The sequence below is a fragment of the Streptomyces griseorubiginosus genome (genome assembly GCF_017614965.1).
Lineage (GTDB): Bacteria > Actinomycetota > Actinomycetes > Streptomycetales > Streptomycetaceae > Streptomyces > Streptomyces griseorubiginosus_B.
This window is the reverse complement of the sequence record NZ_WVUG01000093.1, coordinates 1-21475: the sequence shown is the minus strand read 5'-3', so window position 1 is coordinate 21475 and position 21475 is coordinate 1. Positions and strand designations below refer to the sequence as shown.

22 protein-coding genes are annotated in these 21475 nt (G+C 70.1%); 9 read left to right on the top strand and 13 right to left on the bottom strand.

Annotation, left to right across the window (positions count from 1 at the left end; genetic code table 11):
• Positions 1-470 precede the first annotated feature (470 nt).
• Genes GRC12_RS19160 through GRC12_RS19150 form a run of 3 tightly spaced genes read left to right on the top strand, consistent with a single transcriptional unit; the run spans position 471 to position 3003 of the window.
• Positions 471-1355, top strand: coding sequence for an ABC transporter substrate-binding protein (locus GRC12_RS19160; protein ID WP_208780534.1), 885 nt, complete (start codon positions 471-473; stop codon positions 1353-1355).
• Entirely contained in the window at positions 1352-2254 is a 903-nt protein-coding gene (locus tag GRC12_RS19155; RefSeq protein ID WP_208780533.1) for an amino acid ABC transporter permease, read from the top strand. The genes GRC12_RS19160 and GRC12_RS19155 overlap by 4 nt, the downstream gene beginning before the upstream one ends.
• On the top strand, positions 2251-3003 hold the full coding sequence (locus GRC12_RS19150; protein WP_244373288.1) for an amino acid ABC transporter ATP-binding protein: 753 nt from the start codon (positions 2251-2253) through the stop codon (positions 3001-3003). Before GRC12_RS19155 ends, GRC12_RS19150 begins: the two co-directional genes overlap by 4 nt.
• 107 nt (positions 3004-3110) lie before the next feature.
• Here GRC12_RS19150 and aroQ read toward each other — a convergent pair whose 3' ends face one another.
• The 8 genes from aroQ to GRC12_RS19110 all read right to left on the bottom strand — a co-directional run bounded on the left by aroQ (position 3111) and on the right by GRC12_RS19110 (position 12348).
• The gene (gene aroQ, locus GRC12_RS19145; protein ID WP_208780532.1) at positions 3111-3584 is read right to left on the bottom strand and encodes a type II 3-dehydroquinate dehydratase; all 474 of its coding nucleotides are present in this window, start codon (positions 3582-3584) and stop codon (positions 3111-3113) included.
• 55 nt (positions 3585-3639) lie between these two features.
• The gene (locus GRC12_RS19140) at positions 3640-4740 is read right to left on the bottom strand and encodes a calcium:proton antiporter (RefSeq protein WP_208780531.1); all 1101 of its coding nucleotides are present in this window, start codon (positions 4738-4740) and stop codon (positions 3640-3642) included.
• 61 nt (positions 4741-4801) lie between these two features.
• Positions 4802-5116, bottom strand: coding sequence for a hypothetical protein (locus GRC12_RS19135; RefSeq protein WP_208780530.1), 315 nt, complete (start codon positions 5114-5116; stop codon positions 4802-4804).
• A 128-nt stretch (positions 5117-5244) separates the two neighbouring features.
• Positions 5245-6246, bottom strand: a complete 1002-nt coding sequence (locus GRC12_RS19130) for a TerC/Alx family metal homeostasis membrane protein (protein ID WP_208780529.1) — start codon at positions 6244-6246, stop codon at positions 5245-5247.
• A gap of 229 nt (positions 6247-6475) precedes the next feature.
• On the bottom strand, positions 6476-8509 hold the full coding sequence (locus GRC12_RS19125; RefSeq protein ID WP_208780528.1) for a TerD family protein: 2034 nt from the start codon (positions 8507-8509) through the stop codon (positions 6476-6478).
• A gap of 56 nt (positions 8510-8565) precedes the next feature.
• A complete protein-coding gene (locus GRC12_RS19120; RefSeq protein WP_208780527.1) occupies positions 8566-9144 on the bottom strand; it encodes a TerD family protein in 579 nt (192 codons plus the stop codon).
• A 158-nt stretch (positions 9145-9302) separates the two neighbouring features.
• Positions 9303-11441 carry an excinuclease ABC subunit UvrB gene (gene uvrB, locus GRC12_RS19115; protein ID WP_208780526.1) on the bottom strand — a complete coding sequence of 713 codons (2139 nt, stop codon included), beginning with the start codon at positions 11439-11441 and terminating at the stop codon, positions 9303-9305.
• 40 nt (positions 11442-11481) lie between these two features.
• Positions 11482-12348: an MHYT domain-containing protein gene (locus GRC12_RS19110; protein WP_208780525.1), complete on the bottom strand. Its 867-nt coding sequence runs from the start codon at positions 12346-12348 to the stop codon at positions 11482-11484.
• Between the two features lie 279 nt (positions 12349-12627).
• Between GRC12_RS19110 and GRC12_RS19105 the strand changes: the two genes are divergently transcribed.
• Both GRC12_RS19105 and GRC12_RS19100 read left to right on the top strand, forming a co-directional pair.
• Entirely contained in the window at positions 12628-13509 is an 882-nt protein-coding gene (locus tag GRC12_RS19105) for a glycerophosphodiester phosphodiesterase (protein WP_208780524.1), read from the top strand.
• Positions 13510-13559: 50 nt separating this feature from the next.
• Positions 13560-14114, top strand: coding sequence for a methylated-DNA--[protein]-cysteine S-methyltransferase (locus GRC12_RS19100; protein WP_208780523.1), 555 nt, complete (start codon positions 13560-13562; stop codon positions 14112-14114).
• A gap of 46 nt (positions 14115-14160) precedes the next feature.
• Here GRC12_RS19100 and GRC12_RS19095 read toward each other — a convergent pair whose 3' ends face one another.
• Complete coding sequence (locus tag GRC12_RS19095) at positions 14161-14589, bottom strand: VOC family protein (protein ID WP_208780522.1); 429 nt, start codon at positions 14587-14589, stop codon at positions 14161-14163.
• 98 nt (positions 14590-14687) lie between these two features.
• On the opposite strand from GRC12_RS19095, the gene GRC12_RS19090 reads away from it, so the two are divergent.
• Entirely contained in the window at positions 14688-15596 is a 909-nt protein-coding gene (locus GRC12_RS19090) for a pseudouridine-5'-phosphate glycosidase (RefSeq protein ID WP_208780521.1), read from the top strand.
• Positions 15593-16546, top strand: a complete 954-nt coding sequence (locus GRC12_RS19085; protein WP_208780520.1) for a carbohydrate kinase family protein — start codon at positions 15593-15595, stop codon at positions 16544-16546. Before GRC12_RS19090 ends, GRC12_RS19085 begins: the two co-directional genes overlap by 4 nt.
• Before the next feature lie 270 nt (positions 16547-16816).
• Here the strand turns inward: GRC12_RS19085 and GRC12_RS19080 are convergent, their stop codons facing one another.
• Positions 16817-17611, bottom strand: a complete 795-nt coding sequence (locus tag GRC12_RS19080) for a methyltransferase domain-containing protein (RefSeq protein WP_208780519.1) — start codon at positions 17609-17611, stop codon at positions 16817-16819.
• Between the two features lie 241 nt (positions 17612-17852).
• Between GRC12_RS19080 and GRC12_RS19075 the strand changes: the two genes are divergently transcribed.
• Positions 17853-18980 (top strand): magnesium and cobalt transport protein CorA, encoded by a 1128-nt coding sequence (locus GRC12_RS19075; RefSeq protein WP_208780518.1) that lies wholly within the window; start codon positions 17853-17855, stop codon positions 18978-18980.
• 18 nt (positions 18981-18998) lie between these two features.
• Here the strand turns inward: GRC12_RS19075 and GRC12_RS19070 are convergent, their stop codons facing one another.
• The 3 genes from GRC12_RS19070 to GRC12_RS19060 form a co-directional block, all read right to left on the bottom strand.
• A complete protein-coding gene (locus GRC12_RS19070; protein ID WP_133042709.1) occupies positions 18999-19427 on the bottom strand; it encodes a CBS domain-containing protein in 429 nt (142 codons plus the stop codon).
• A 157-nt stretch (positions 19428-19584) separates the two neighbouring features.
• Positions 19585-19998, bottom strand: a complete 414-nt coding sequence (locus GRC12_RS19065; RefSeq protein ID WP_208780517.1) for a PPOX class F420-dependent oxidoreductase — start codon at positions 19996-19998, stop codon at positions 19585-19587.
• 79 nt (positions 19999-20077) lie between these two features.
• Positions 20078-20719 carry a uridine kinase gene (locus GRC12_RS19060; RefSeq protein ID WP_208780516.1) on the bottom strand — a complete coding sequence of 214 codons (642 nt, stop codon included), beginning with the start codon at positions 20717-20719 and terminating at the stop codon, positions 20078-20080.
• Between the two features lie 249 nt (positions 20720-20968).
• Here GRC12_RS19060 and GRC12_RS19055 point away from each other — a divergent pair.
• The coding region (locus tag GRC12_RS19055; protein WP_208780515.1) for a DUF2293 domain-containing protein at positions 20969-21475 on the top strand (507 nt) is incomplete at its 3' end.

The following is a 21475-nucleotide window of genomic DNA, read 5'->3' as shown; positions in this document are numbered from 1 at the left end:
TACGGCGGGTCGGTGGCCGCCCGGGACGCCGCACAGGGGCGGCCGGCCGCCACGACCCGCCGCCCCCGCACATCTCGGCCCGCTTGCCGCCTCGTGAGGGCGGGCCGGTGACCCATGGGAGTCACCCCTACAGCGCACGGAGCGCCGGATGCGTCACATCCCCGGCGCGAACTCCCAACGCCCCCGCGGCGCACGCCCGATGACGCGCGCCCCGTGTGAACCGTTCGCACGCGCCGGGGTCATGCGCGCGCTCCCGGCGCACTTCGTTGCGCAGTCAACTGGAGGCAGCCCCGCACAGGATGACGGCTCCTGCGCGGTACGGGCCGCCGGTCTTTCGAATCCCCGCCCTCGGCCGGCGGCCCCGGCATCTGCCCGGGACCTGTTCACAGAACAGCAACACTCGTTCCCACTATGCGGACAATTGCGGTCGTGACCTCGACAAACGGGCGATCGACTGTCAATCTCCCGCCATGCACCTCGCCCCTCGCGCACTGCGCCGCGCCGTAGCCGCGGCAACGATAGCCCTGCTCGCCACCGCCGTCGGCTGCGCTCCGCAGCCGGAGGAGAAGGCGGCTGCCTCGCCGTCCGGTTCGACCGGCACCACCTGCGCCAAGGGCGAACTGGCCACCAAGGCCTCCGGCAAGCTGACGATCGCCACCGACGAACCGGCGTACGAGCCCTGGTTCAAGGACGACAAGCCGGCCAACGGCAAGGGCTTCGAGTCGGCGGTCGCCTACGCCGTCGCACAGCAGCTCGGTTACGACAAGAGCGCGGTCGTCTGGCAGAGCGTTCCCTTCAACAAGGCCTTCGCACCCGGCGTGAAGACCTTCGACTTCGACATCAACCAGGTGTCGATCAGCGCCGAGCGCAAGAAGGCCGTTGACTTCTCCTCCGGCTACTACGAGGTGCGCCAGGCCGTCATCGCGCTCAAGGGTTCCAAGGCCGCGAAGGCGACCGGCATCGCGGACCTGAAGAACCTCAAGCTGGGCGCGCAGGTCGGCACGACGAGCCTGAACTACATCAGCGACGTGGTGAAGCCGTCGCAGGAGGCGGCCGCGTACTCCAAGAACGACCAGGCGATCTCCGCCCTCAAGAACGGCCAGGTGGACGCGATCGTCACCGACCTGCCGACCGCCTTCTACGTCACCGCCGCCCAGGTGACCAATGCCAAGATCGTCGGCCAGTTCGAGAACCAGGGCGGCACACCCGAACAGTTCGGGCTCGTCCTCGACAAGGGCAGCGCCCTCACCTCCTGCGTGTCGTCGGCCGTGGACGCCCTCCGTAAGGACGGCACCCTGGCGAAGCTGGAGAAGCAGTGGCTGTCCGACGCCGTCGACGCGCCGGTGCTCAAGTGACGGTCGTCAAGGAGGAGTCCGGGGAGGACGCGGGCAAGGGTGACATGCCCGACGAGTACGTTCCGTCCGAGCGGCGGCTGGAGCGCCAGCGCTACAAGCGGGCGCGTGCCCGTCGCGCAACGGCCATCGCCGCCGTGTCGACCCTCGTCACCGCCGTCGTCCTCTACCTGGTCGTCGTCAGTGCCCCGGGCTGGGAGCGCACCAGGGAGACCTTCTTCGACGCGGGCTACGCGCGCGAGGCGTTCCCCAAGGTCCTGGAAGGGCTCTGGCTGAACATCCGGCTGCTGCTGATCTGCGGTGTCCTGGTGCTCCTGCTGGGCATGCTGATCGCCGTCGCGCGCACCCTGCCCGGACCGGTGTTCTTCCCGTTGCGGGCACTCGCGGCCGCCTACACGGACTTCTTCCGCGGGCTGCCGCTGATCATCAACCTGATGATCGTCGTCTTCGGTGTGCCCGCCCTGCGCCTCCAGGGTGTGACCGTCGATCCCGTGTGGCTCGGCGGTACGGCGCTGACCTTGACCTACGCGGCCTACGTCGCCGAGGTGTTCCGCGCCGGCATCGAGTCCGTACACCCCTCGCAGCGCGCCGCGGCCCGCTCGCTCGGCCTGACCAACCGGCAGGCGCTGCGCCACGTGGTGCTGCCGCAGGCCGTGCGCCGTCAGGTCCCGCCCCTGCTGAACGACCTCGTGTCCCTCCAGAAGGACACCGGGCTCGTCTCGATCGGCGGTGCCATCGACGCGGTGCGGGCGTCCGACATCATCGCCCAGCGCAGCCTCAACTACACGCCGTACATCGTGGCGGGCCTGGTCTTCGTGGCACTGACCATTCCGATGACCCGGTTCACGGACTGGGTGACGGCGCGGATGGACCGGCAGCGGGCCCAGGGAGGAGCGATATGAGCGACGCGCCCGTGCTGCGCATGGAGTCCGTGCGCAAGACGTTCGGCGGCACGGTGGTGCTGCGGGACGTCGATCTGGAGGTCGCTCCGCACACCGTGACCGCACTGATCGGCGCGTCCGGCTCCGGCAAGTCGACGCTGCTGCGGTGCGCCAACCTCCTGGAGGAGATCGACGACGGCGCGATCTGGCTGGACGGCGAGGAGATCACCGACCCTCGCGTGGACCAGGACGCGGTACGGCGCCGTATCGGCGTGGTCTTCCAGGCGTACAACCTCTTTCCGCACATGACGGTCCTGGACAACATCACCCTCGCCCCGCGGCGGGTGCACGGCGTGTCCCGGGCGGAGGCCGAGGAGCGGGCCAGGGAGCTGCTGGAGCGGCTCGGGCTGGGCGGGAAGGCGAGCGAGTACCCGGACCGGCTGAGCGGCGGCCAGCAGCAGCGTGTGGCGATCGTGCGCGCCCTCGCCGTTCGCCCTCGGCTGCTCCTGTTCGACGAGATCACGGCCGCGCTCGACCCGGAGCTCGTCGGAGAGGTCCTCACCGTCGTCCGCGACCTCAAGAACGACGGCATGACGATGGTGCTGGCCACGCACGAGATGGGCTTCGCGCGGGATGTCGCCGACCAGGTTTGTTTTCTGGACTCGGGCGTGGTCCTGGAGCGCGGAACCGCCGAGCAGATCTTCGGCGATCCGCAGGAGGAGCGCACGCGGCGCTTCCTGAAGCGGATCGTGGAGGCGGGGCGGTTGTAAGGGGCGCGCGCAATGGCGGCCGGGCCTTACAGGCGGACTGCCGGGTCCGCTCCTACGCAGGCCAGGCCCTGCACAGGCGGAAGACGGGGTTCGTACGCAGGCCGACCTCAGGCCTCGGCCTGCGCCGCCCCCACCAGCGCCACCACCCGCTCGACGCCGAAGACATAGCCCTGCACACCGCATCCCGCGATGACGCCGTCGGCACGCAGCGAGACGTACGAGTGGTGCCGGAAGGACTCGCGCTGGTGGATGTTGGAGATGTGGACCTCGAGGACGGGCAGCCCGTCGCAGGTATTGAGGGCGTCCAGGATCGCGACCGACGTGTGGGAGTAGGCACCCGGGTTGATCACGATCCCGCAGTGGTTCAGCCGCGCCTCGTGAATCCAGTCCACCAACTCGCCCTCGTGGTTGGACTGCCGGAAATCCACCGTGCCGCCGTGCGCGGCGGCCGCCTTGGCGCACAGCGCCTCCACGTCGGCCAGGGTGTCCTTGCCGTAGATCTCCGGCTGGCGCTGGCCGAGGAGGTTCAGGTTGGGCCCGTTGAGGATCATGATCGGGGCGTTGGCCAGGGTGCGGGGCACGGTTCCTCCGGTCCGGTGAGGGTGGGCTGCTCGGACCGGTCTATCACGCGGCGGCCTACGGGTTGATCGCCAGCTCCAGGTACGCCGCGAACAGCACGAGATGCACCCCGCCCTGCAGTGGTGTGGCGCGGCCCGGTACGACCGTCAGCGAGCTGACCACCACCGTCAGGGCCAGCAGCACCATGTGTGTGGCGCCGAGGCCGAGGACGAGCGGGCCGGAGAGCCAGACCGAGGCCAGGGCGACCGCCGGGATGGTCAGTCCGATGCTGGCCATGGCGGAGCCGAGCGCCAGGTTCAGGCTGGTCTGGACGCGGTCGCGGCGGGCCGAGCGGAGAGCGGCGATGGTCTCGGGGAGCAGCACCAGCAGGGCGATGATCACACCGACGACCGCATGGTGCAGCCCCGCGGCCTCGACGCCCGACTCGATCGTCGGCGACACCCCCTTGGCCAGGCCCACCACACCGATCAGGGCGAGCCCGAGCAGCCCCAGGCTGCTCCACGCGGTGCGCTTGGAGGGGACGTCGGCGTGGTCGTCGGCGTTGATCACCTCGCCCTGGCGGGTGATGGGGAGGAAGTAGTCACGGTGCCGCACGGTCTGGGTCGTCACGAACAGGCCGTAGAGGATCAGCGAGGAGATCGCGGCGAAGGTCAGCTGTACGGCGGAGAACTCCGGGCCGGGTTTGCTGGTGGTGAAGGTCGGCAGCACCAGGCTGAGCGTGGCAAGGGTGGCCACGGTGGCGAGGGCGGCGCCGGTGCCCTCGGGGTTGAACACCGCCGTGCCGTGTCGCAGGGAGGCGACCAGGAGGCAGAGGCCGACGATGCCGTTGCAGGCGATCATCACGGCGGCGAAGACCGTGTCCCTGGCCAGCGTCGAACTCTTGTCGCCGCCGTCCGCCATCAACGTGACGATCAGCGCCACCTCGATGATCGTGACGGCGACGGCGAGAACGAGGGAGCCGAACGGCTCCCCGACCCGGTGGGCGACCACCTCCGCGTGATGCACAGCGGCCAGGACCGCCCCCGCGAGGACGAGCGTGACCAGCGCGACCACCGCGCCAGGCAGATCGCGCCCCCAGGTGAAGACCAGCAGAACGACCGCGAGAACCGGTACGAGGAGCGTCCACCGGGTTGTGAGCGACCTGGACCGAGCGATCATGGAGCGATCCTCGCAGAGGGGCACAGGCCCCGCATTCCGTCGTTGCGGGGCCTGGTGCCTGTCACTTGAACTCGGTCATCCCTTCCAGATCGCAGTCGGTGAAGGTCGGCGGCCGGGTGCACAGCGCGGCCATGCGCTGCGCGAACTCGGCCGTCTCGGGGGCGTTGCTGGTGGCCATGGCCTCCTCGTAGGAGTTGAACTCGATCACCACGAGGTAGCGGTTCGGCTGGTTCCTGTCCCTGAGGACGAGGCGGTGCGTGGGACCGCCGCTGCGGCCCGCGAACCGCTCGTCCATCTCCTCGGACAGCTTGCGCATCTCCTCGATGCGCTCGGTCTCGGAATCGACGATCTGTACGAACTTGACGGGTGTGTCCATGGATTCCTCCACCCGGCCACGGCGCTCCCGGTGCGGGAACGCTCGGCTCCCAAGGAAGCACCGGGAGCGATGGTCGGCAATTCATCGCGCGTCGCTCCCGGTGCTGGTTGTTCCTACGTCGGTCGTGGTCAGGCCCGGATGCTGTCCTTCGGAGCGCCTTCGCTCTCCGACTGCGCCGCCTCGGCCGCCGCCTGCTTCCTGGACGCCCGCAGGCTGGTGATCGTGGTGACGATCAGGACCGAGCAGATCACGCCGAGGGAGACGGGGATGGAGATCTCCGGGACATGGACGCCGGACTCGTGCAGAGCGTGCAGCACCAGCTTGACGCCGATGAAGCCCAGGATGATCGACAGACCGTAGCTGAGGTGGACGAGCTTCTTCAGCAGACCGCCGATGAGGAAGTACAGCTGGCGAAGGCCCATCAGCGCGAAGGCGTTCGCGGTGAAGACGATGTACGGGTCCTGGGTCAGGCCGAAGATCGCGGGGATCGAGTCGAGCGCGAAGAGGACGTCCGTGGTGCCGATCGCCAGCATCACGACCAGCATCGGGGTCATGACCCGCTTGCCGTTCTGCTGGATCCACAGCTTGGTGCCGTGGTAGCGGTCGGCGACACCGAACCTGCGCTCGGCGGCCTTGAGCAGCTTGTTCTCCTCGAACTCCTCGTCCTCCTCGTCCGCCCCGGCCTCCTGGATGAGCTTCCAGGCGGTCCAGATGAGGAAGGCGCCGAAGAGGTAGAACACCCAGGAGAAGCTGGCGAGGATCGCGGCGCCGGCCGCGATGAAGATCGCCCGCAGGACCAGGGCTATGAGCACACCGACGAGCAGGACGCGCTGCTGGTACTGCGAGGGCACGGCGAACTTCGCCATGATCAGGACGAAGACGAAGAGGTTGTCGACGCTCAGCGACTTCTCGGTGATGAAGCCGGCGAAGAACTCGCCGCCGGCCTGGCCGCCGCCGAAGACGAGCAGGCCGAGTCCGAAGAGCCCGGCGAGGGCGATCCAGACGACCGTCCAGATCCCGGCTTCCTTGATCAAGACGTCGTGCGGCTTGCGGCCGATGAAGAAGTCGACCGCGATGAGGGCGGCAAGGCCCACGATGGTCAGGACCCACAGGGTCGGGGAAACATCCACTGCGCCTCCGGCATACGTAACGGCAAATGTCAGCGTCGTCGCTACCGGAGGTCTCTTCCACCCAGGCACGGGCCCTGGGCCGACGCCCCGGGATCTGGTTGATCCGTACTGACGGGTACGCCGCAGCAGATAGGGAGTACTCCCCTCCGTGAGGAAAACTGTACCCCAACCACCAAGGAAAGGTAAAGAGATTGGTAAAAGAAAGATCAAACCCGCTGCTCAGAGCGCTTTACATGTACTTGGTGCGGGCTGCCGCGACCAGGGTGAGCACCTGCTGGAGCACCTCGCTGCCGGGTGGCACCAGCGCCGGTTCATAGGTCCACGCGTGGCCGACCCACGGGTCGGCGAGGTGATCGTCGGGCAGGGGGGTGAGTCGCAGCAGCGAACGCCACAGGGGGTCGAGCAAAGGCCCGTAGGCCTGGGCGTCCTCGCGGTCCGCGACCATCATCAGGTGGACGCCGACCGCCGGTCCCTCGTCCGCGAGGTAGCGCAGCTGGGTCACGGCCCGGTCGTCGAAGCCGTGCGGGAAGTCGTTGACGATCAGCAGCTGCTCGGCCGTGTCCAGGCCGGACGGAAGGGAGTCGGCCGCTCCACCGCGCACCGCCATCTGCACCAGGTCGACGCGCCGGGTGAGCCGGGTCAGGACGTCGGCCACGCCCGCGGCACCCTGGGCGGGCGGGGCCGGGAGGACGCCGGTGCGCACCAGCGGCACGAGCGCCCGGGAGCCGGACCCCGCCGGATCGATGACCTGCACGGTGAACTCACCGGCCGGATAGACCGCGAGCAGCCTGGCGGCCAGTGCCACCGCCGTCTCCATCGCGCGATGACGCAGTTCATGGGCGTCGGCGAACGACTCGTCGTACGCCTCGGTGAATCCCGCGTCGATCCACAGACCGCGTTCCAGGGGCAGCCGTACCAGCATCGGGATGCGCAGCAGCTCGCTCTCGGGCAGGTAGAGGTCGCCCAGGCGCAGGGCCATCGGGATCTCCATCGGAACCCGGTAGGCGTGCCACACCGGGTTGTCCCAGCGGGCGTAGGCGGGCGGCAGCGCGGGTTCGACGACGTCGGACTCGGCGGAGAGCTGGGCGAGATCGCGGTCGAGGGCCGCCCGGGCCTGGTCGACCAGGTCGGCGTGCTTGGCGCGGGCCCTCTCACGAGCGGCCTCGCCCTGGCCGCCGATCCTGCTGCGCGGGTCGGACAGGGCCTGGTCGAGCTCCTTCTCCATGCGCGAGTCGGCGAAATCCACGGCGCTGCGGTACGCGGCCGTGGTGCGGGCCAGGTCCTCGAACATGCCCCAGATCTGGTTGTAGAGCCGCTCGTCCATCGACCAGCCGGTGGCGTCACCCGCGACGGGCTGGGCGGGCTGTCCGGGAGCGGCAGGAGGCGCGGTCGGCGGGGGTGGCGGCGGCGCGGCGGTCTGCCGGGCCGGGTGGCTGTAGTTGATCGGACCGCCGGGCGCGGAGGGCTGGGTGGCGGCGGAGGGGTCCACGGACGGGATTCCGGGCTGCGGCGCGCCACCCGCGGTGGTGCTCTGCGCGCCGTAGGGAGCGGTCGGCGGTGCCGGGACGCCGTACGGGTTGGCCGGCTGCTGCGGTGCGGCCGGGCCGGAGCCGCGGTGGGACGCTCCGGTCTGGTCAGGGCCTGGGGCCGGCACCGCCGTCTGGCGGGTCCGGTCTCCGTCCGCCGCGTGCTGCGGGGGTGCCGGTACCGCTCGGGCCAGGCTCTGGCTGACCGCCTCGTCGATGCGGGCGGCGAGCCGCTGCGGCTCGGGCAGGCCCTGATCGCTGAAGAGTTCGGCGAGCCCGCCGGCGTACCCCTGGCCGACGGCGCGCACCTTCCAGGCGCCCTGCCGGCGGTACAGCTCCACGGCGACCACGGCGGACTCCGCGTCCAGGCCGGTGATCGTGTAGCTGGCGACCTCGGTGCCGTCGAGGCTGGTGACGGCGACGAACGGGGCGGCGACGGCACCGAAGCTCTCCGGCCCCCCGTCGGGGAGGGCGAGCAGCACATGGACGCGGTGCACGGCCTCGGGCATGGCACCCAGGTCGACCGCGAGCCGGTGGTCGGCGGCCGCCTGCCGGGACACCTCCAGGCCGGGCAGGGTGGGCGCGCCGGGGTGGGCGACCGCTTCCATGCCGCGCGCCCTGCCGTGCTCGTCGCCGAGCGTGGCCGAGGCGACGACCGGCGTGCCGGCCGAGACCCGGATCTCGAGACGGACCTGGGAGAGCGGGTGGTTCTGCCCCCGCACCAGCTCGGCCGTCATCGCCCTCGTCCCCCCTGTGTCGCTGCCGTCGTCTCCTGTGCGGTCGTCGGGTGGTCCTACAGATGCGGCAGGATCGACGGCATCAGGTCCTGGAAGGTGCGGCCGTTGGCCGGGGTGCCGAGAGCGGTCAGCGTCCAGCCGGAGCCGGCCCGGTGCACCTTGGCCATGATCTGGGCGGTGTAGGCGCCGCCGCCCGCGAGGGTGTAGCGCGCGAGTTCCTGGCCGTTGGTCTCGTCGACCAGGCGGCAGAACGCGTTCTGCACCTCCTGGAAGGTCTGCCCGGTGAACGAGTTCACGGTGAAGACGATCTGGTCGATGTGAACCGGGACCCGCGCCAGGTCCACGAGGATCGCCTCGTCGTCGCCGCCCTGGCCGACACCGCCGACGAGGTTGTCACCGGTGTGGCGGACCGAGCCGTCGTCGCTGACGAGGTGGCGGAAGAAGACGACGTCGACCGGCTGCTTGTCCGCGAACAGGACGGCGGAGGCGTCCAGGTCGATCTCACGGGTGCGCGAGCCGAACAGACCGCGCCGGGGAGCCGCCTGCCACCCGAGACCCATGCGCACCGCGGTCAGGCTGCCCCCGTCGTTCTTCTGCAGACTGATGGCCTGACCCTTGGTCATGTTGACGGTCACGGCTGGTTCCCCTCTCGAACTGTCCCCTGTTGCCGCGGAGTCCGCGGTTGTCCAGAACCCTACGCAGCGGCACCGACAGTGCCGAACCCCGGCTCGTACTTTGTGTCGGTCTTGCAACACAGTGCGCATGGTCCGAGGTCCGGCGTCTGCCGGGAGGGTCAGGCCAGACCCGCCTCCCTCATCTGGCGCAGCTCCTTCTTCATCTCGGACACCTCGTCGCGCAGCCGGGCCGCGATCTCGAACTGGAGGTCCGCGGCCGCGGCGCGCATACGCGCCGTCATCTCCTCGATCTGCTCGGCCAGTTCGGCCGCCGGGCGGTCGGTCGGGACGGTCTCCTTGGCCTTGCCCTTGGCCTTCTTGGTACCGGCGGCCGCCTTGCCGCCGAGGGCGGGCACGGGTGCCTTGGCGCCCTTGCCGTCCTTCGACTTGCGGTAACCCGAGCCGAGCAGTTGTTCGGTGTCGACGTCCTCGCGAGCGATCTGGGCGACGATGTCGTTGATCTTCTTGCGCAGCGGCTGCGGGTCGATGCCCCGCTCCTTGTTGTACGCGACCTGCTTCTCCCGGCGCCGGTTGGTCTCCTCGATGGCCTTCTCCATCGCCGGGGTGATCTTGTCGGCGTACATGTGGACCTGGCCGGAGACATTGCGCGCCGCACGGCCGATGGTCTGGATCAGGGAGGTGCCCGAGCGCAGGAAGCCCTCCTTGTCGGCGTCGAGGATCGCCACCAGGGACACCTCGGGCAGGTCGAGACCCTCACGCAGGAGGTTGATGCCGACCAGCACGTCGAACTCACCGGAGCGCAGCTCGCGCAGCAGCTCGACGCGGCGCAGGGTGTCCACGTCGCTGTGCAGGTAGCGCACCTGGATGCCGAGTTCCAGGAAGTAGTCGGTGAGATCCTCGGCCATCTTCTTGGTGAGGGTGGTGACCAGGACGCGCTCGTCCTTCTCGGTGCGGGTGCGGATCTCGTGCACCAGGTCGTCGATCTGGCCCTCGGTGGGCTTGACGACGACCTCCGGGTCGACGAGACCGGTGGGGCGGATGATCTGCTCGACGACGCCGTCCGCGCGCGAGAGCTCGTACTTGCCCGGGGTGGCCGACAGATACACCGTCTGCCCGATGCGCTCCTGGAACTCCTCCCACTTCAGCGGGCGGTTGTCCAGGGCGGAGGGAAGGCGGAAGCCGTGGTCGACGAGGGTGCGCTTGCGGGAGGCGTCGCCCTCGTACATGGCGCCGATCTGCGGGACCGTGTTGTGCGACTCGTCGATGACCAGGAGGAAGTCGTCCGGGAAGTAGTCCAGCAGGGTGTTGGGCGGGGAGCCGGGCGAGCGGCCGTCGAAGTGCATCGAGTAGTTCTCGACGCCGGAGCAGGAACCGATCTGGCGGAGCATCTCGAGGTCGTACGTCGTCCGCATCCGCAGGCGCTGCGCCTCCAGGAGCTTGCCCTGCTTCTCCAGCTCGGCCAGGCGCTCGCCGAGCTCCTTCTCGATGTCGTTGATGGCCCGCTCCATGCGCTCGGGCCCGGCGACGTAGTGGGAGGCGGGGAAGACGTACAACTGCTCGTCGTCGCTGATGATCTCGCCGGTGATCGGGTGCAGGGTGGAGAGTGCCTCGATCTCGTCGCCGAACATCTCGATGCGGACCGCGAGCTCCTCGTAGACCGGGAAGATCTCGATGGTGTCGCCGCGGACGCGGAAGGTGCCCCGGGTGAAGGCCAGGTCGTTGCGCGTGTACTGGATGTCCACGAAACGGCGCAACAGCTGGTCCCGGTCCATCTCTTCGCCGACCCTCAGGGGGACCATGCGGTCCACGTACTCCTGGGGTGTGCCGAGGCCGTAGATACAGGACACGGAGGCCACCACCACGACATCGCGGCGGGTGAGCAGCGAGTTGGTCGCGGAGTGGCGCAGCCGCTCGACCTCCTCGTTGATCGAGGAGTCCTTCTCGATGTAGGTGTCCGACTGCGGGACGTACGCCTCGGGCTGGTAGTAGTCGTAGTACGAGACGAAGTACTCGACCGCGTTGTTGGGCAGCAGTTCGCGGAACTCGTTCGCCAGCTGGGCGGCCAGGGTCTTGTTCGGCGCCATCACGAGTGTGGGGCGCTGGAGCTTCTCGATCATCCACGCGGTGGTGGCGGACTTGCCGGTGCCGGTCGCGCCCAGCAGGACGACGTCCTTCTCACCGGCCTCGATGCGCTTGGCCAGCTCGGCGATGGCCGCCGGCTGGTCGCCGCTGGGCTGGTAGGGGCTGACGACCTCGAAGGGCGCCACCGTGCGTTCGATGTTGGAAACGGGCCGCATGGGATCCACCGTACGACCCCCCACTGACAATGCGGTCGGGTCAGCGGTTCTGCGGAGTGCGTGAGCCGCGTCGGACGGCCTGCCGGACCGGGCGGAGCGGGGGACGGTGCGCCGGGTGGTGGACGGCGGGATGGGCCGGGACGCCGGGCTTGTGCTCGACGGGGGTCCAGTCGGGCCTGCCCATGACCATCATCGGGTCGAACACCACGACCACGGCCGCGATCAGCAGGAAGGCGAGCGGTCCGATCAGCAGGGGCCACAGCAGCGCCGCGGCCGACTCACCGTCGGTCGGGGCCGCCGTGCCGTGGAGATGAACGCTCAGGGCGGCCATCCCGGTGTAGTGCATACCGCTCACGGCGAGCCCCATGACGAGGCTGGCGCCCACGCTCCACAGGAAGCCGCGGATCTGTCCGGCCGCCCACAGGGCGGCGGTGGCGGCGGCCATCGCGATGACGACGGAGGCGGCGACCGTGAGGGTGTTGTACTCCAGTCGTCCGTTCAGGCGCATCGCCGCCATGCCCAGGTAGTGCATCGAGGCGATGCCCAGACCGGTGATGGTGCCGCCGGTGAACAGAGCGGTCCCCCTCGCGCCCCGGTAGCCGACGATGAAGATCCCGATGCCCACCATGACGATCGCGACGCCGAGGCTGGCGAACGTCATCGCCTTGTCGTAGTGGATCGGCGCCTGCCTGACCTTGAACCCCATCATGGCGACGAAGTGCATGGTCCATATGCCGGACGCGATGGCCACCGAACCGAGGGCGAGCCAGCCGGGGCGCCAGGAGTGGGCGACGAGCATCGATCTGGTGGTGCAGCGCAGGCCGAGGGCGCCACCGAGGGAGGCCATGAGAAAAGCCACCACCGGTGTGACGAGTCCGTAGCTGAATCCGTCGACCGTGCCTTGCATGTGCGGCTGCCCTTCCCGCCTTTTACGTCCCGGAATCTTCTGAAATGCACCCCCTCCCAGAACCGCCCCAGCGGTCAGGGTTGAGGCAGAGAGTATGACCCCCACCGGAATGGTCGAACGATTTTCCGGCAAAGAAACACGTCGTTGCCCCAGTTGTGCGGCACCGGTGAGCGGACGTGGGCAACGCCATTCATTGTGTGGCCATTCTGTACACCGACATCGTTGACGCTCTGCTGTCACAGTTGAGCAGTACGTGATGGACCGATGCTAGGAGTACGCATGTACGCGCGCGTAGTCGCCGTCGTCTGCACCGCGCTGCTGGGGGCCGCCGCCTTCCTGCTGCCGCACAACGACGCCCGGGCGGGCGATGTCGCCAAGGGTCCGGCTCCGCTGGTCATCGGCCACAGGGGCGCGGCCGCCTACGCGCCCGAGAACACCCTCGCCTCCATCGACAAGGCGGCCGCGATGGGCGTCTCCTGGGTCGAGAACGACGTCCAGCGCACCAAGGACGGCGAACTCGTCGTCATCCACGACGACAGCCTGCGGCGCACGACGAACGTCAAGCAACTCTTCCCCGGCCGGTCCCCCTGGAAGGTGAAGGACTTCACCGCCGCCGAGATCGCGCGCCTGGATGCGGGCAGCTGGTTCGGTCACCAGTACGCGGGCACGCGCGTGCCGACGCTGACGCAGTACATGCGGGAGGTGGAGCACAACCACCAGAAGCTGCTCCTGGAGATCAAGAACCCGCAGCTGTACCCCGGCATCGAGCGGGAGACTCTGAAGGTCCTCGGCAACGAGGGCTGGCTGGACCGTCGGCATCTCGCCGGCCGACTGATCGTGCAGAGCTTCAGCGCTGACAGCCTGCGGATCGTCCACGACCTCGCGCCGGCCGTCAGGACCGCCCTGCTCGGCACCCCGCTGGTGGCGGACCTGCACCGGTACGCGGCGTTCACCGACGGGATCAACCCGTCCTACGGCACGATCTCGACGGGATACGTCACCTCGGTGCACGCGTTCAAGGGGCCACACGGCAGGCCGCTGACGGTGTTCGCCTGGACCGTGGACGACGCGGCCGTCGCCCAGCGCGTGGAGCGGTACGGCGTCGACGGCGTCATCACCAACAAGGCCGACGTGGTCCGGGCGGCGCTGCAGTCACCCTGAGCCGGTCCGCCGCGCCGGGCGTTGTCAGTGGCGGGTCGTACGGTGGGCGCATGGACAGCCATGGGGAGTACGAACAGCAGGTCGTATGGGCGGTGGTGGGCACCGGCATCGGTCCGCTGCTGCTCGCCGCGACCCGCGAGGGCCTGGTCAACGTCGTGTTCCATGCCACGGACGCGGTGCGCGAGAAGGCGTTGGAGCGGCTCGCCTCGCGGCTGGGCCGCGAGCCGGTCGAGGCACCGGACTCACCTTTGCTGGCCGAGGCGATACGACAGGTCCAGGCGTACTTCGCGGGCGAGCGACGCGACTTCGAGCTGCCGTTGGACTGGTCGCTGATCTCCGGGTTCAACCGTCAGGTGCTGCGCGAGCTGGCGTCCGGGGTGCCGTACGGGGCGGTGGTGGGCTACGGCGAACTGGCCGGGCGGGTGGGACAGCCCGGGGCGGCACAGGCCGTAGGGGTGGCGATGGGCTCCAACCCGCTGCCGGTCGTGGTGCCCTGCCATCGGGTGGTCGAGAGCGATGGCGGCATCGGCGGGTTCGGGGGCGGTCTGGAGACCAAGCGGAAGCTGCTGGCCCTGGAGGGAGTGCTGCCCGAGCCGCTGTTCTGACGTCGCCCCAGGCGACGGTCGCGCGTGGGGGCGGCCCCTGCGTCTGTCAGTCGTAGTGCCTGGCCTCCAGGACGTTGCCGTCCGGGTCGCGGAAGTAGAAGCTGCGCCGGGCGTTCCCGCGGGCACCGAAGGAGTCGTAAGAGAACTCGGAGACGGGGACGGCGCGCTCCTCAAGACGGCTGTGGAGGGTGTCGAGGTCGTCGCCCGGCAGGGCTATGCAGACGTGGTTGACCGGGTGGCCCGCGCTGTCGGCGGCGCCGGGGAGCATCTTCATGCGCGGCGCGATGGAATGGGGCATGAGGTCGAGGATGGTCTCGTCGTTCAGCCGCACGGAAGGAAAGGAGACCTTCCCCTCGGCGAACTCGGTGACCCGGAGGGGCCGGAGGCCGACCGTCTTCTCGTAAAAGTCGGCCGAGGCGACCGGGTCGCGCACCCACAGGACGACGTGGTCGAGACGTGTCGTGTTGTCGGTCATGCACCCAGGCTGGTGTCGTCCACCACAGGCTGCAAGGGTTTGACCGGGCACACCTCCCGCCAGAGATGAGGGAGGACCGAACGACAGGAGGCAGGCGCGTGGTGCTCATGGTGTCGGAGGAAGTACGCGAGGCGATCGACGCGCGTCAACCCGTGGTGGCTCTCGAGTCCACGATCATCGCGCACGGGCTGCCGCGCCCGCGCAACCTGCAGGTCGCGCTGGAGCTGGAGGATGTCGTACGACGGGAGGGCGCCGTTCCCGCGACGATCGCGGTGCTGGACGGGCGGCCTCATGTGGGGCTGGACAAGGAGCAACTGGAGCGGGTCGCCAACGAGGACGGCATCCGCAAGCTGGGCCACCGGGACCTGCCGCTCGCGGTGGCGTCGGGGGCGAGCGGGGCGACCACGGTGTCGGCGACGGCGCTGCTGGCGGCGCTGGCAGGCGTGCGGGTGTTCGCGACGGGCGGGCTCGGCGGGGTGCACCGGGAGTGGACCGTCACCCAGGACGAGTCGGCCGACCTGGGGTTGCTGGCCCGGACGCGGATCACGGTGGTGTGCGCGGGCGTGAAGTCGATCCTGGACGTGCCGGCGACGCTGCAACGGCTGGAGACGCTCGGGGTCGCCGTGGCCGGATACGGCACGGACCGCTTCCCCGGCTTCTATCTGTCGGACTCGGGACACCCGGTGGACTGGACGCTGGACAGCCCCGCGCAGGTCGCCGACGTCATGCGGGCGCAGGACTCCCTCGACGGACCCGAGTCGGCGCTGATCGTCGCCAACCCCGTGCCCACGGAGGAACAGCTGGATCCCGAGTTGCACGCGCGTGTGCTCGCCGACGCGCTGCACGCGTGCGAGGCGGAGGGCGTCACCGGGCAGGCCGTCACGCCGTTCCTGCTGGACTACCTGGTACGGCACACCGACGGGGCCTCCCTGACCGCGAACCTCGCGGCGGTGCGCGGAAACGTACGGCTGGCGGCGCGGATCGCGGCGGCCTGGGCAGCGGCATGACGGCGGAGCCGGGCGGCTCGGCCCGGCAAGCGGGCTCGCTCGGTTCGCGGACCGGTGCGCTGCTGGTCGTCGGGGACGTGATCACGGACGTGGTCGCCCGGCACCGGGGGCCGCTCGCCGCGGGAACCGACACGGCCTCCGTGATCCGCACGCTGCCGGGAGGCGCGGGTGCCAACGTGGCGTGCTGGGCGGCCCATCGGGGCTGTCCGGAGGTACGGCTGCTCGGACGGGTGGGAGCGGACGCGGCGGACTGGCACGAGCGTGCGCTCGCCGCGTGCGGGGTACGGCCGCTGCTCGTCGTCGATCCCGAGGCGCCGACCGGGACGGTGGTCTGCCTGGTCGACACGGGCGCTTCGGGCGAGCGAACGTTTCTGACCGACAGCGGGGCGTCTCTGCGGCTGGAACCGGGTGACTGGTCGGACGGGATGCTCGACGGGGTGGGCCGGCTGCACCTCTCGGGCTATCTGCTGTTCTCCGAGCCGAGCCGCGCGCTGGTGAGGGTGGCGCTGGAGTCGGCACGCACGCGCGGGGTGCCGGTGAGTCTGGACCCCGCGTCGGCCGGTTTCCTGCGGGACCTGGGGGTCGACCGGTTCCTGGAGCTCGTCGACGGAGTGGATCTGCTGCTGCCCAGCCGGGACGAGGCGTGTCTGCTCACGGGGCTGCCCGATCCGGCGGACGCGGCGGCCAAGCTGAGCCGGCACATCCCGCTGGTGGTCGCCAAGCAGGGAGCGGACGGCGCGCTGGTCGCCCGCGCGGGAACGGTGACGGCGGAGGTCCCCGCGGTCCCGGTGCGCGCCACGGACACCACGGGGGCCGGCGACGCCTTCACCGGCGCGTTCCTGGCCGCGCTGATCTCGGGCGCCACCCCGGAAACGGCGGCGCAGGAAGGCTGCCGAGCGGGGGCACTGGCCGTCGAACGGGTGGGAGCGAGACCGCCGGGGCGGGAGTGACGGCGGGTCGAGCCGGACGGACCGGCAACCAGCCGTCCCTGACGAGACGGCGGGCAAGGCGGACGAGACCGGCAACCAGCTGTCCCTGACGAGACGGCGGGCGACGCGGAAGGGACCGGCAACCACCTGTCCCGGCGAGACGACCGTCGACGCGGACGAGACCGGCAACCAACCGTCCGTGACTCCCCCACGCCTCCCCCGACCGACTATCCCTTCCTCTCTCACGCCTCCCCAACCTATCCCTATCTCCCCGACGCCTCTCCCAACCGGCTACCCCTTCCTCCCCCACGCCGAGATCATCGGAGCGGTTGCCAGGTCCATGCTGCCGGTCTCGACGTTGGTCAGGTGGCGGTCGATCTCCTCGTCCGTGGCCAGGCCGGCTTCGACGAGCTGGGCGCGGATCTGGCGGACGGTGGCTGATTCGAGGGCCACGCAGGCCGGTGAGGTGAGCGGGAAGTACGCGTCGGCCTCGACACGGCGCAGTCCGGCCTCGCGCAGCAGGCGTGGCAGGCGGCGGCCGTAGGAGAGATCGGCGCCGCGCTCTGCGAGGAGCTGGCGGAAACCGTGCCGCAGCCGGTTGGCGAGGCGCTGCTCCGGGCCGTGCTCGTCGGGGCAGAGCAGCGGCTGCAGGGCGGGGTCGGCGTCCTCGACGAGGATGCGGCCACCGGGACGCAGGGACTCGACCATCGACCGCAACGCCCGCTCGCGGTCGGGGACATGGACGAGGACGAGCCGGGCGTGCACCAGGTCGAAGCCCTCCCCCGGCGGCGCCTCGGTGCCCACGTCGTGGACCCGCACCTCCACCGGCGGCCGGCCGGCGGGGGCGAGCCGGGTCGTGTCGATGTCGGTCGCCACGACCTTGCCGGTCGGACCGACCTTCTTCGCCAGCCAGGACACCACCGAGGTGCCGCCCGCGCCGACCTCCCAGCAGCGCCAGCCGGGCCCGATGCCGAATCCTTCGATGTGCCGGAACGTCGTGGGGTCGAAGAGGGTGGCGAAGGCGTCGAAGCGCTCGGCCGCCTCCGACCGCCGGTTGTCGAGGAGGTACCCGTCGGATCGCGTCATGCCGCGATCATCCCAGTTGCCGGGCTTGTGCGGTGCGGCCGACGCGGTCCCCGGCACGAGATGGCCCCCCAACTCGGGCAAACCGCTTTTCCACAGACGGGAACAAAGCGGAATGCCCTGTTCCCACAGCCTCAACCACCGCTTACCCGAACCTGGCAGACTGGCCGGCCAAGGCACGGGAAAGCGGCTCGTCGCAGCCACCCGGCGCCGAGTCCGGGGAGATCCACGCAAGGAGATCCAGATGTCCATGGCAGGGAATCTGCGGAAGGTCACGAGCCTCAGCGGGGTCGGTGGCCTGCGCAAGGTGGCACGGCTGGCCCGTCGGCGCCCCCGCGTCGACCTGAGCCACCCGGCCAGGTCCCCGCTGGGCTCCTCGGTGGTCAACTGCGTGACCTATCGCGACGGCGTACGGGTGCCCGCGGGCGGTGACCTGGTCGACACGGTGCAGCGGGTGCGCAAGAGCGGACACGGCTTCGTGTGGCTGGGGCTGCACGAGCCGACGGACCAGGAGTTCGCGGGTATCGCGGAGCTCTTCGACCTGCATCCGCTGGCGGTGGAGGACGCGGTCGAGGCCCATCAGCGCCCGAAGCTGGAGCGGTACGGCGAGACGTTGTTCGCGGTGTTCAAGACGGTCTGCTACGTCGAGCACGAGAAGCTGACCGCGACCAGTGAGGTGGTGAACACCGGCGAGATCATGGTGTTCGTCGGCGAGGACTTCGTGATCACGGTCCGCCATGGCATGCACGGCTCGCTGGGTCCGCTGCGCGAGGAGCTGGAGTCGCACCCCCAGCAACTCGCCAAGGGCCCGGCCGCGGTTCTGCACGCGATCGCCGACCACGTCGTCGACGACTACCTGAGCGTCACCGACTCGGTCCAGGAGGACATCGACCAGGTCGAGACGGACGTGTTCGCGGAGAACGGCGCGCGGGCCGACCCGGGCCGGATCTACCAGATGAAGCGTGAACTGCTCGAACTGAAGCGGGCCGTGGTGCCGCTCGCCCGCCCGGTCGAGGATCTCGCGACCCGGCCGATCCGGGTGGTCGACCCGGAGATACAGGCCTACTTCAGGGACGTCCTGGACCACCTCATGCGAGCCAAGGAGCAGATCGCCGCCTTCGACGAACTGCTCAACTCGATCCTGCAGGCCCATCTCGCGCAGGTGACGGTCGCTCAGAACGAGGACATGCGGAAGATCACGGCCTGGGCCGCGGTGATCGCCGTGCCGACGATGGTCTGCGGGGTGTACGGCATGAACTTCGATCACATGCCGGAGCTGCACTGGAGGTTCGGCTACCCCCTGGTCATCGGCGTCATATCCGTGGCGTGCCTGGCGCTGTACCGCGGCTTCCGGCGCAACGGCTGGCTGTGACTTCCGGGGCGCGGCCGGTCAATGGGTCATGGCCTTGGCGTAGACGCTGTGGGCGAAGTCGGCGATCTGATCCTCCGTCAGGTTCCGGGCCAGGTCGGCCTCGCTGATCATGCCGACCAGCCGCTTGTTCTCGATGACGGGGAGCCGGCGGATCTGGTGGTCCCGCATCTCCCTGAGCACGTCGTCGACGTCGGCGCTCGCGTCGATCCAGCGCGGGGTGCCCTGAGCCATCTCACCTGCGGTCACCCTGGCCGGGTCGTGGCCCATGGCCACACAGCCGACGACGATGTCGCGGTCGGTGAGGATGCCGCAGAGCCGCTCGTTCTCGTCGCTGATGGGCAGGGCTCCGACGTTCAGCTCGCGCATCAGCTGGGCGGCGCGGTCCAGCGTCTCGTGGGCGGGGATCCACTGGGCGCCACGGTGCATGATGTCTCCGGCGGTGGTCATGGAGTACCTCCCGGTGCCGGGCGGCCGGTGCGGCACGGGACGCACCGCTGAAACCGGCGCCCTACATTCTCGCCGCGCCGGATGCCGGATGCACCCGGAACCCGGCGGTAGCAGGAGGGCGAACGGGCCGACCCGTGACATCGGGAACGGGTGACGGTCAGGCGGAGAAGCCGATGATCTTCCGTGGCACGACGCGGACGATCACGCGGACCTCGTCGTCCTTCTCCGCGGGCGGGTCGATGCCGAGGTACTTGTGGGAGAGCTCGTACGGGAGCCGTTTGCCCTCGTCGGGAAGGATCTCGGCGGTGCCGCGGATCTCGACCGAGGTGTAGGGGTCGGCGAGGTCGAAGACCGAGAGGCTGACGCGGGGGTCGCGGCGGAGGTTGCGCACCTTCTGCCGGCCGTCGGTGGAGGAGAAGAGCACGGTGTCGCCCTCGCGTTTGATCCAGACCACCGAGTTCTGCGGGGAGCCGTCGGGGCCGAGGGTGGCGACGCCGGCGAAGTTCCTGCCGTCGAGGAGGGCGCGGACAGGGGCGGTGAAGCGGACGGGGTCGATCGAGGAGGTCGTCATGGGGAGAGACTAATTACATGCACGCGCATTGAAAAGGCCATGGAAAGGTGGGTGACGGATCGGGTCTGCCCTCCGGCGGTCAGCCGCTCCATGCCGGATGCCGTGGATCGTCGGCCCGTACCAGGACGTCGGCGGTGCCGGCCGGGTCGGTCTCCGACTCGTAGCGCTCGTAGGCGGGGAGCGTCCAGTGGTCGGCGTCGGGCGTGCGGCGGCGCAGGGCACCGGGCGACAGGAGGACGTGGACGGTCAGGTCGAAGGGGAACCAGTGCCGCAGCAGGAGGGGGCCGTGCAGCAACAGGAAGCCGCCGGGCGGGAGTTGGACGTAGGAGCTACGGGTGGCGCGGTCGGTGGCCGGGTCCCACAGATCGGGCAGGACGCGTCCGTCGCCGCCGGGTTCGAGAGGGCCGAAGACCTCGCGCCACAGGGCGGCGGTGTCGAACCAGCCGTCGTAGTAGGCCTCCACGTCCTGACGGCCGTACTCCAGGCGGAGCGAGGCGGGGCGCAGGAAGCCCTGGGTGCCGACGGTGAGCGAGGGGCGGCCGCGTACGCGCAGCGCCTCGGACACGCGCTCGGCGAGGTCTCCGGGGCGGGCCGCGGGCGCGCCGTCGAAGGCGATGCGGGGCCAGGAGCCGCCGTCGGCGGGCTCGAGGTCGAGCAGCCGTTCGGCCAGGAGGTCGCCGAGCCGGTCCCAGGTGATCGCTTCGAGTCGCACAGGGCCCATGATGCGTCAGGTACCGACCGGGGCGCGTCGCGCCAGTGCGGCGCCACGGTTCGGTACGCGTCGTCCGGTTCGTGGGTGGGTGCGGGGTGCGCGACGCCGAGGCGGCACCCCTACTCCCGTACGCCCACACGCCCGTGCGCCCGCCTGCCGGTGAGCGGCGTCGGTGAGCGGCGTCGGTGAGCGGTGTCGTTGACGGAGGTGTGACCGATCGGGGTGGGCCCGGGTCGTGTGACGGGGAAGGGAACAGGTATGGCGCACCTGGAAACGCCTACGGGCCGTACCGGACTTCTCGTCATTCAGCCGCTGAGGCGGCGGCAGTGCGGGGAGTGTCATGCGGGGCCGTTGTCGCTGTTGGTCCTCGAGGACGGGGCGCCGCGGTGTCTGGACTGCGCCGATCTCGGGCATCTGGTGTTCCTGCCGCGCGGTGACACGGCGCTGACACGGCGGTCGCGGGAGGAGAGCGCGCTGTCGGCGGTTGTCGTGCGCTTCAACCGGCGCAAGGCGCGGTACGAGCGGCAGGGCGTCCTGGTCGAGGAGGCGGGGCTCGTCCGGGCGGAGGAGCGGTGTCTGGCGGACGCGGAGGCGCGGCGGCGGCGCCGGGCACGGGACGCCAGACGGCGGGCCGCAGAGGATGTGCGGTTCGCGGAGGCGTTCGCGGCGGAGATACGGCGGCTGTTTCCGGGGTGCCCCGAGGAGCGGGCGCGGGAGATCGCGGCGCACGCGTCCGTGCGGGGCAGTGGCCGGGTGGGGCGGAGT

Excerpts from the sequence above, each read along its gene's own strand:
- GRC12_RS19160 (WP_208780534.1), top strand. The coding sequence starts at position 471 with ATGCACCTCGCCCCTCGCGCACTGCGCCGCGCCGTAGCCGCGGCAACG.
- GRC12_RS19150 (WP_244373288.1), top strand. The coding sequence starts at position 2,251 with ATGAGCGACGCGCCCGTGCTGCGCATGGAGTCCGTGCGCAAGACGTTC.
- GRC12_RS19140 (WP_208780531.1), bottom strand. The coding sequence starts at position 4,740 with ATGATCGCTCGGTCCAGGTCGCTCACAACCCGGTGGACGCTCCTCGTA.
- GRC12_RS19135 (WP_208780530.1), bottom strand. The coding sequence starts at position 5,116 with ATGGACACACCCGTCAAGTTCGTACAGATCGTCGATTCCGAGACCGAG.
- GRC12_RS19125 (WP_208780528.1), bottom strand. The coding sequence starts at position 8,509 with ATGACGGCCGAGCTGGTGCGGGGGCAGAACCACCCGCTCTCCCAGGTC.
- uvrB (WP_208780526.1), bottom strand. The coding sequence starts at position 11,441 with ATGCGGCCCGTTTCCAACATCGAACGCACGGTGGCGCCCTTCGAGGTC.
- GRC12_RS19110 (WP_208780525.1), bottom strand. The coding sequence starts at position 12,348 with ATGCAAGGCACGGTCGACGGATTCAGCTACGGACTCGTCACACCGGTG.
- GRC12_RS19105 (WP_208780524.1), top strand. The coding sequence starts at position 12,628 with ATGTACGCGCGCGTAGTCGCCGTCGTCTGCACCGCGCTGCTGGGGGCC.
- GRC12_RS19100 (WP_208780523.1), top strand. The coding sequence starts at position 13,560 with ATGGACAGCCATGGGGAGTACGAACAGCAGGTCGTATGGGCGGTGGTG.
- GRC12_RS19095 (WP_208780522.1), bottom strand. The coding sequence starts at position 14,589 with ATGACCGACAACACGACACGTCTCGACCACGTCGTCCTGTGGGTGCGC.
- GRC12_RS19085 (WP_208780520.1), top strand. The coding sequence starts at position 15,593 with ATGACGGCGGAGCCGGGCGGCTCGGCCCGGCAAGCGGGCTCGCTCGGT.
- GRC12_RS19080 (WP_208780519.1), bottom strand. The coding sequence starts at position 17,611 with ATGACGCGATCCGACGGGTACCTCCTCGACAACCGGCGGTCGGAGGCG.
- GRC12_RS19075 (WP_208780518.1), top strand. The coding sequence starts at position 17,853 with ATGTCCATGGCAGGGAATCTGCGGAAGGTCACGAGCCTCAGCGGGGTC.
- GRC12_RS19070 (WP_133042709.1), bottom strand. The coding sequence starts at position 19,427 with ATGACCACCGCCGGAGACATCATGCACCGTGGCGCCCAGTGGATCCCC.
- GRC12_RS19065 (WP_208780517.1), bottom strand. The coding sequence starts at position 19,998 with ATGACGACCTCCTCGATCGACCCCGTCCGCTTCACCGCCCCTGTCCGC.
- GRC12_RS19060 (WP_208780516.1), bottom strand. The coding sequence starts at position 20,719 with ATGGGCCCTGTGCGACTCGAAGCGATCACCTGGGACCGGCTCGGCGAC.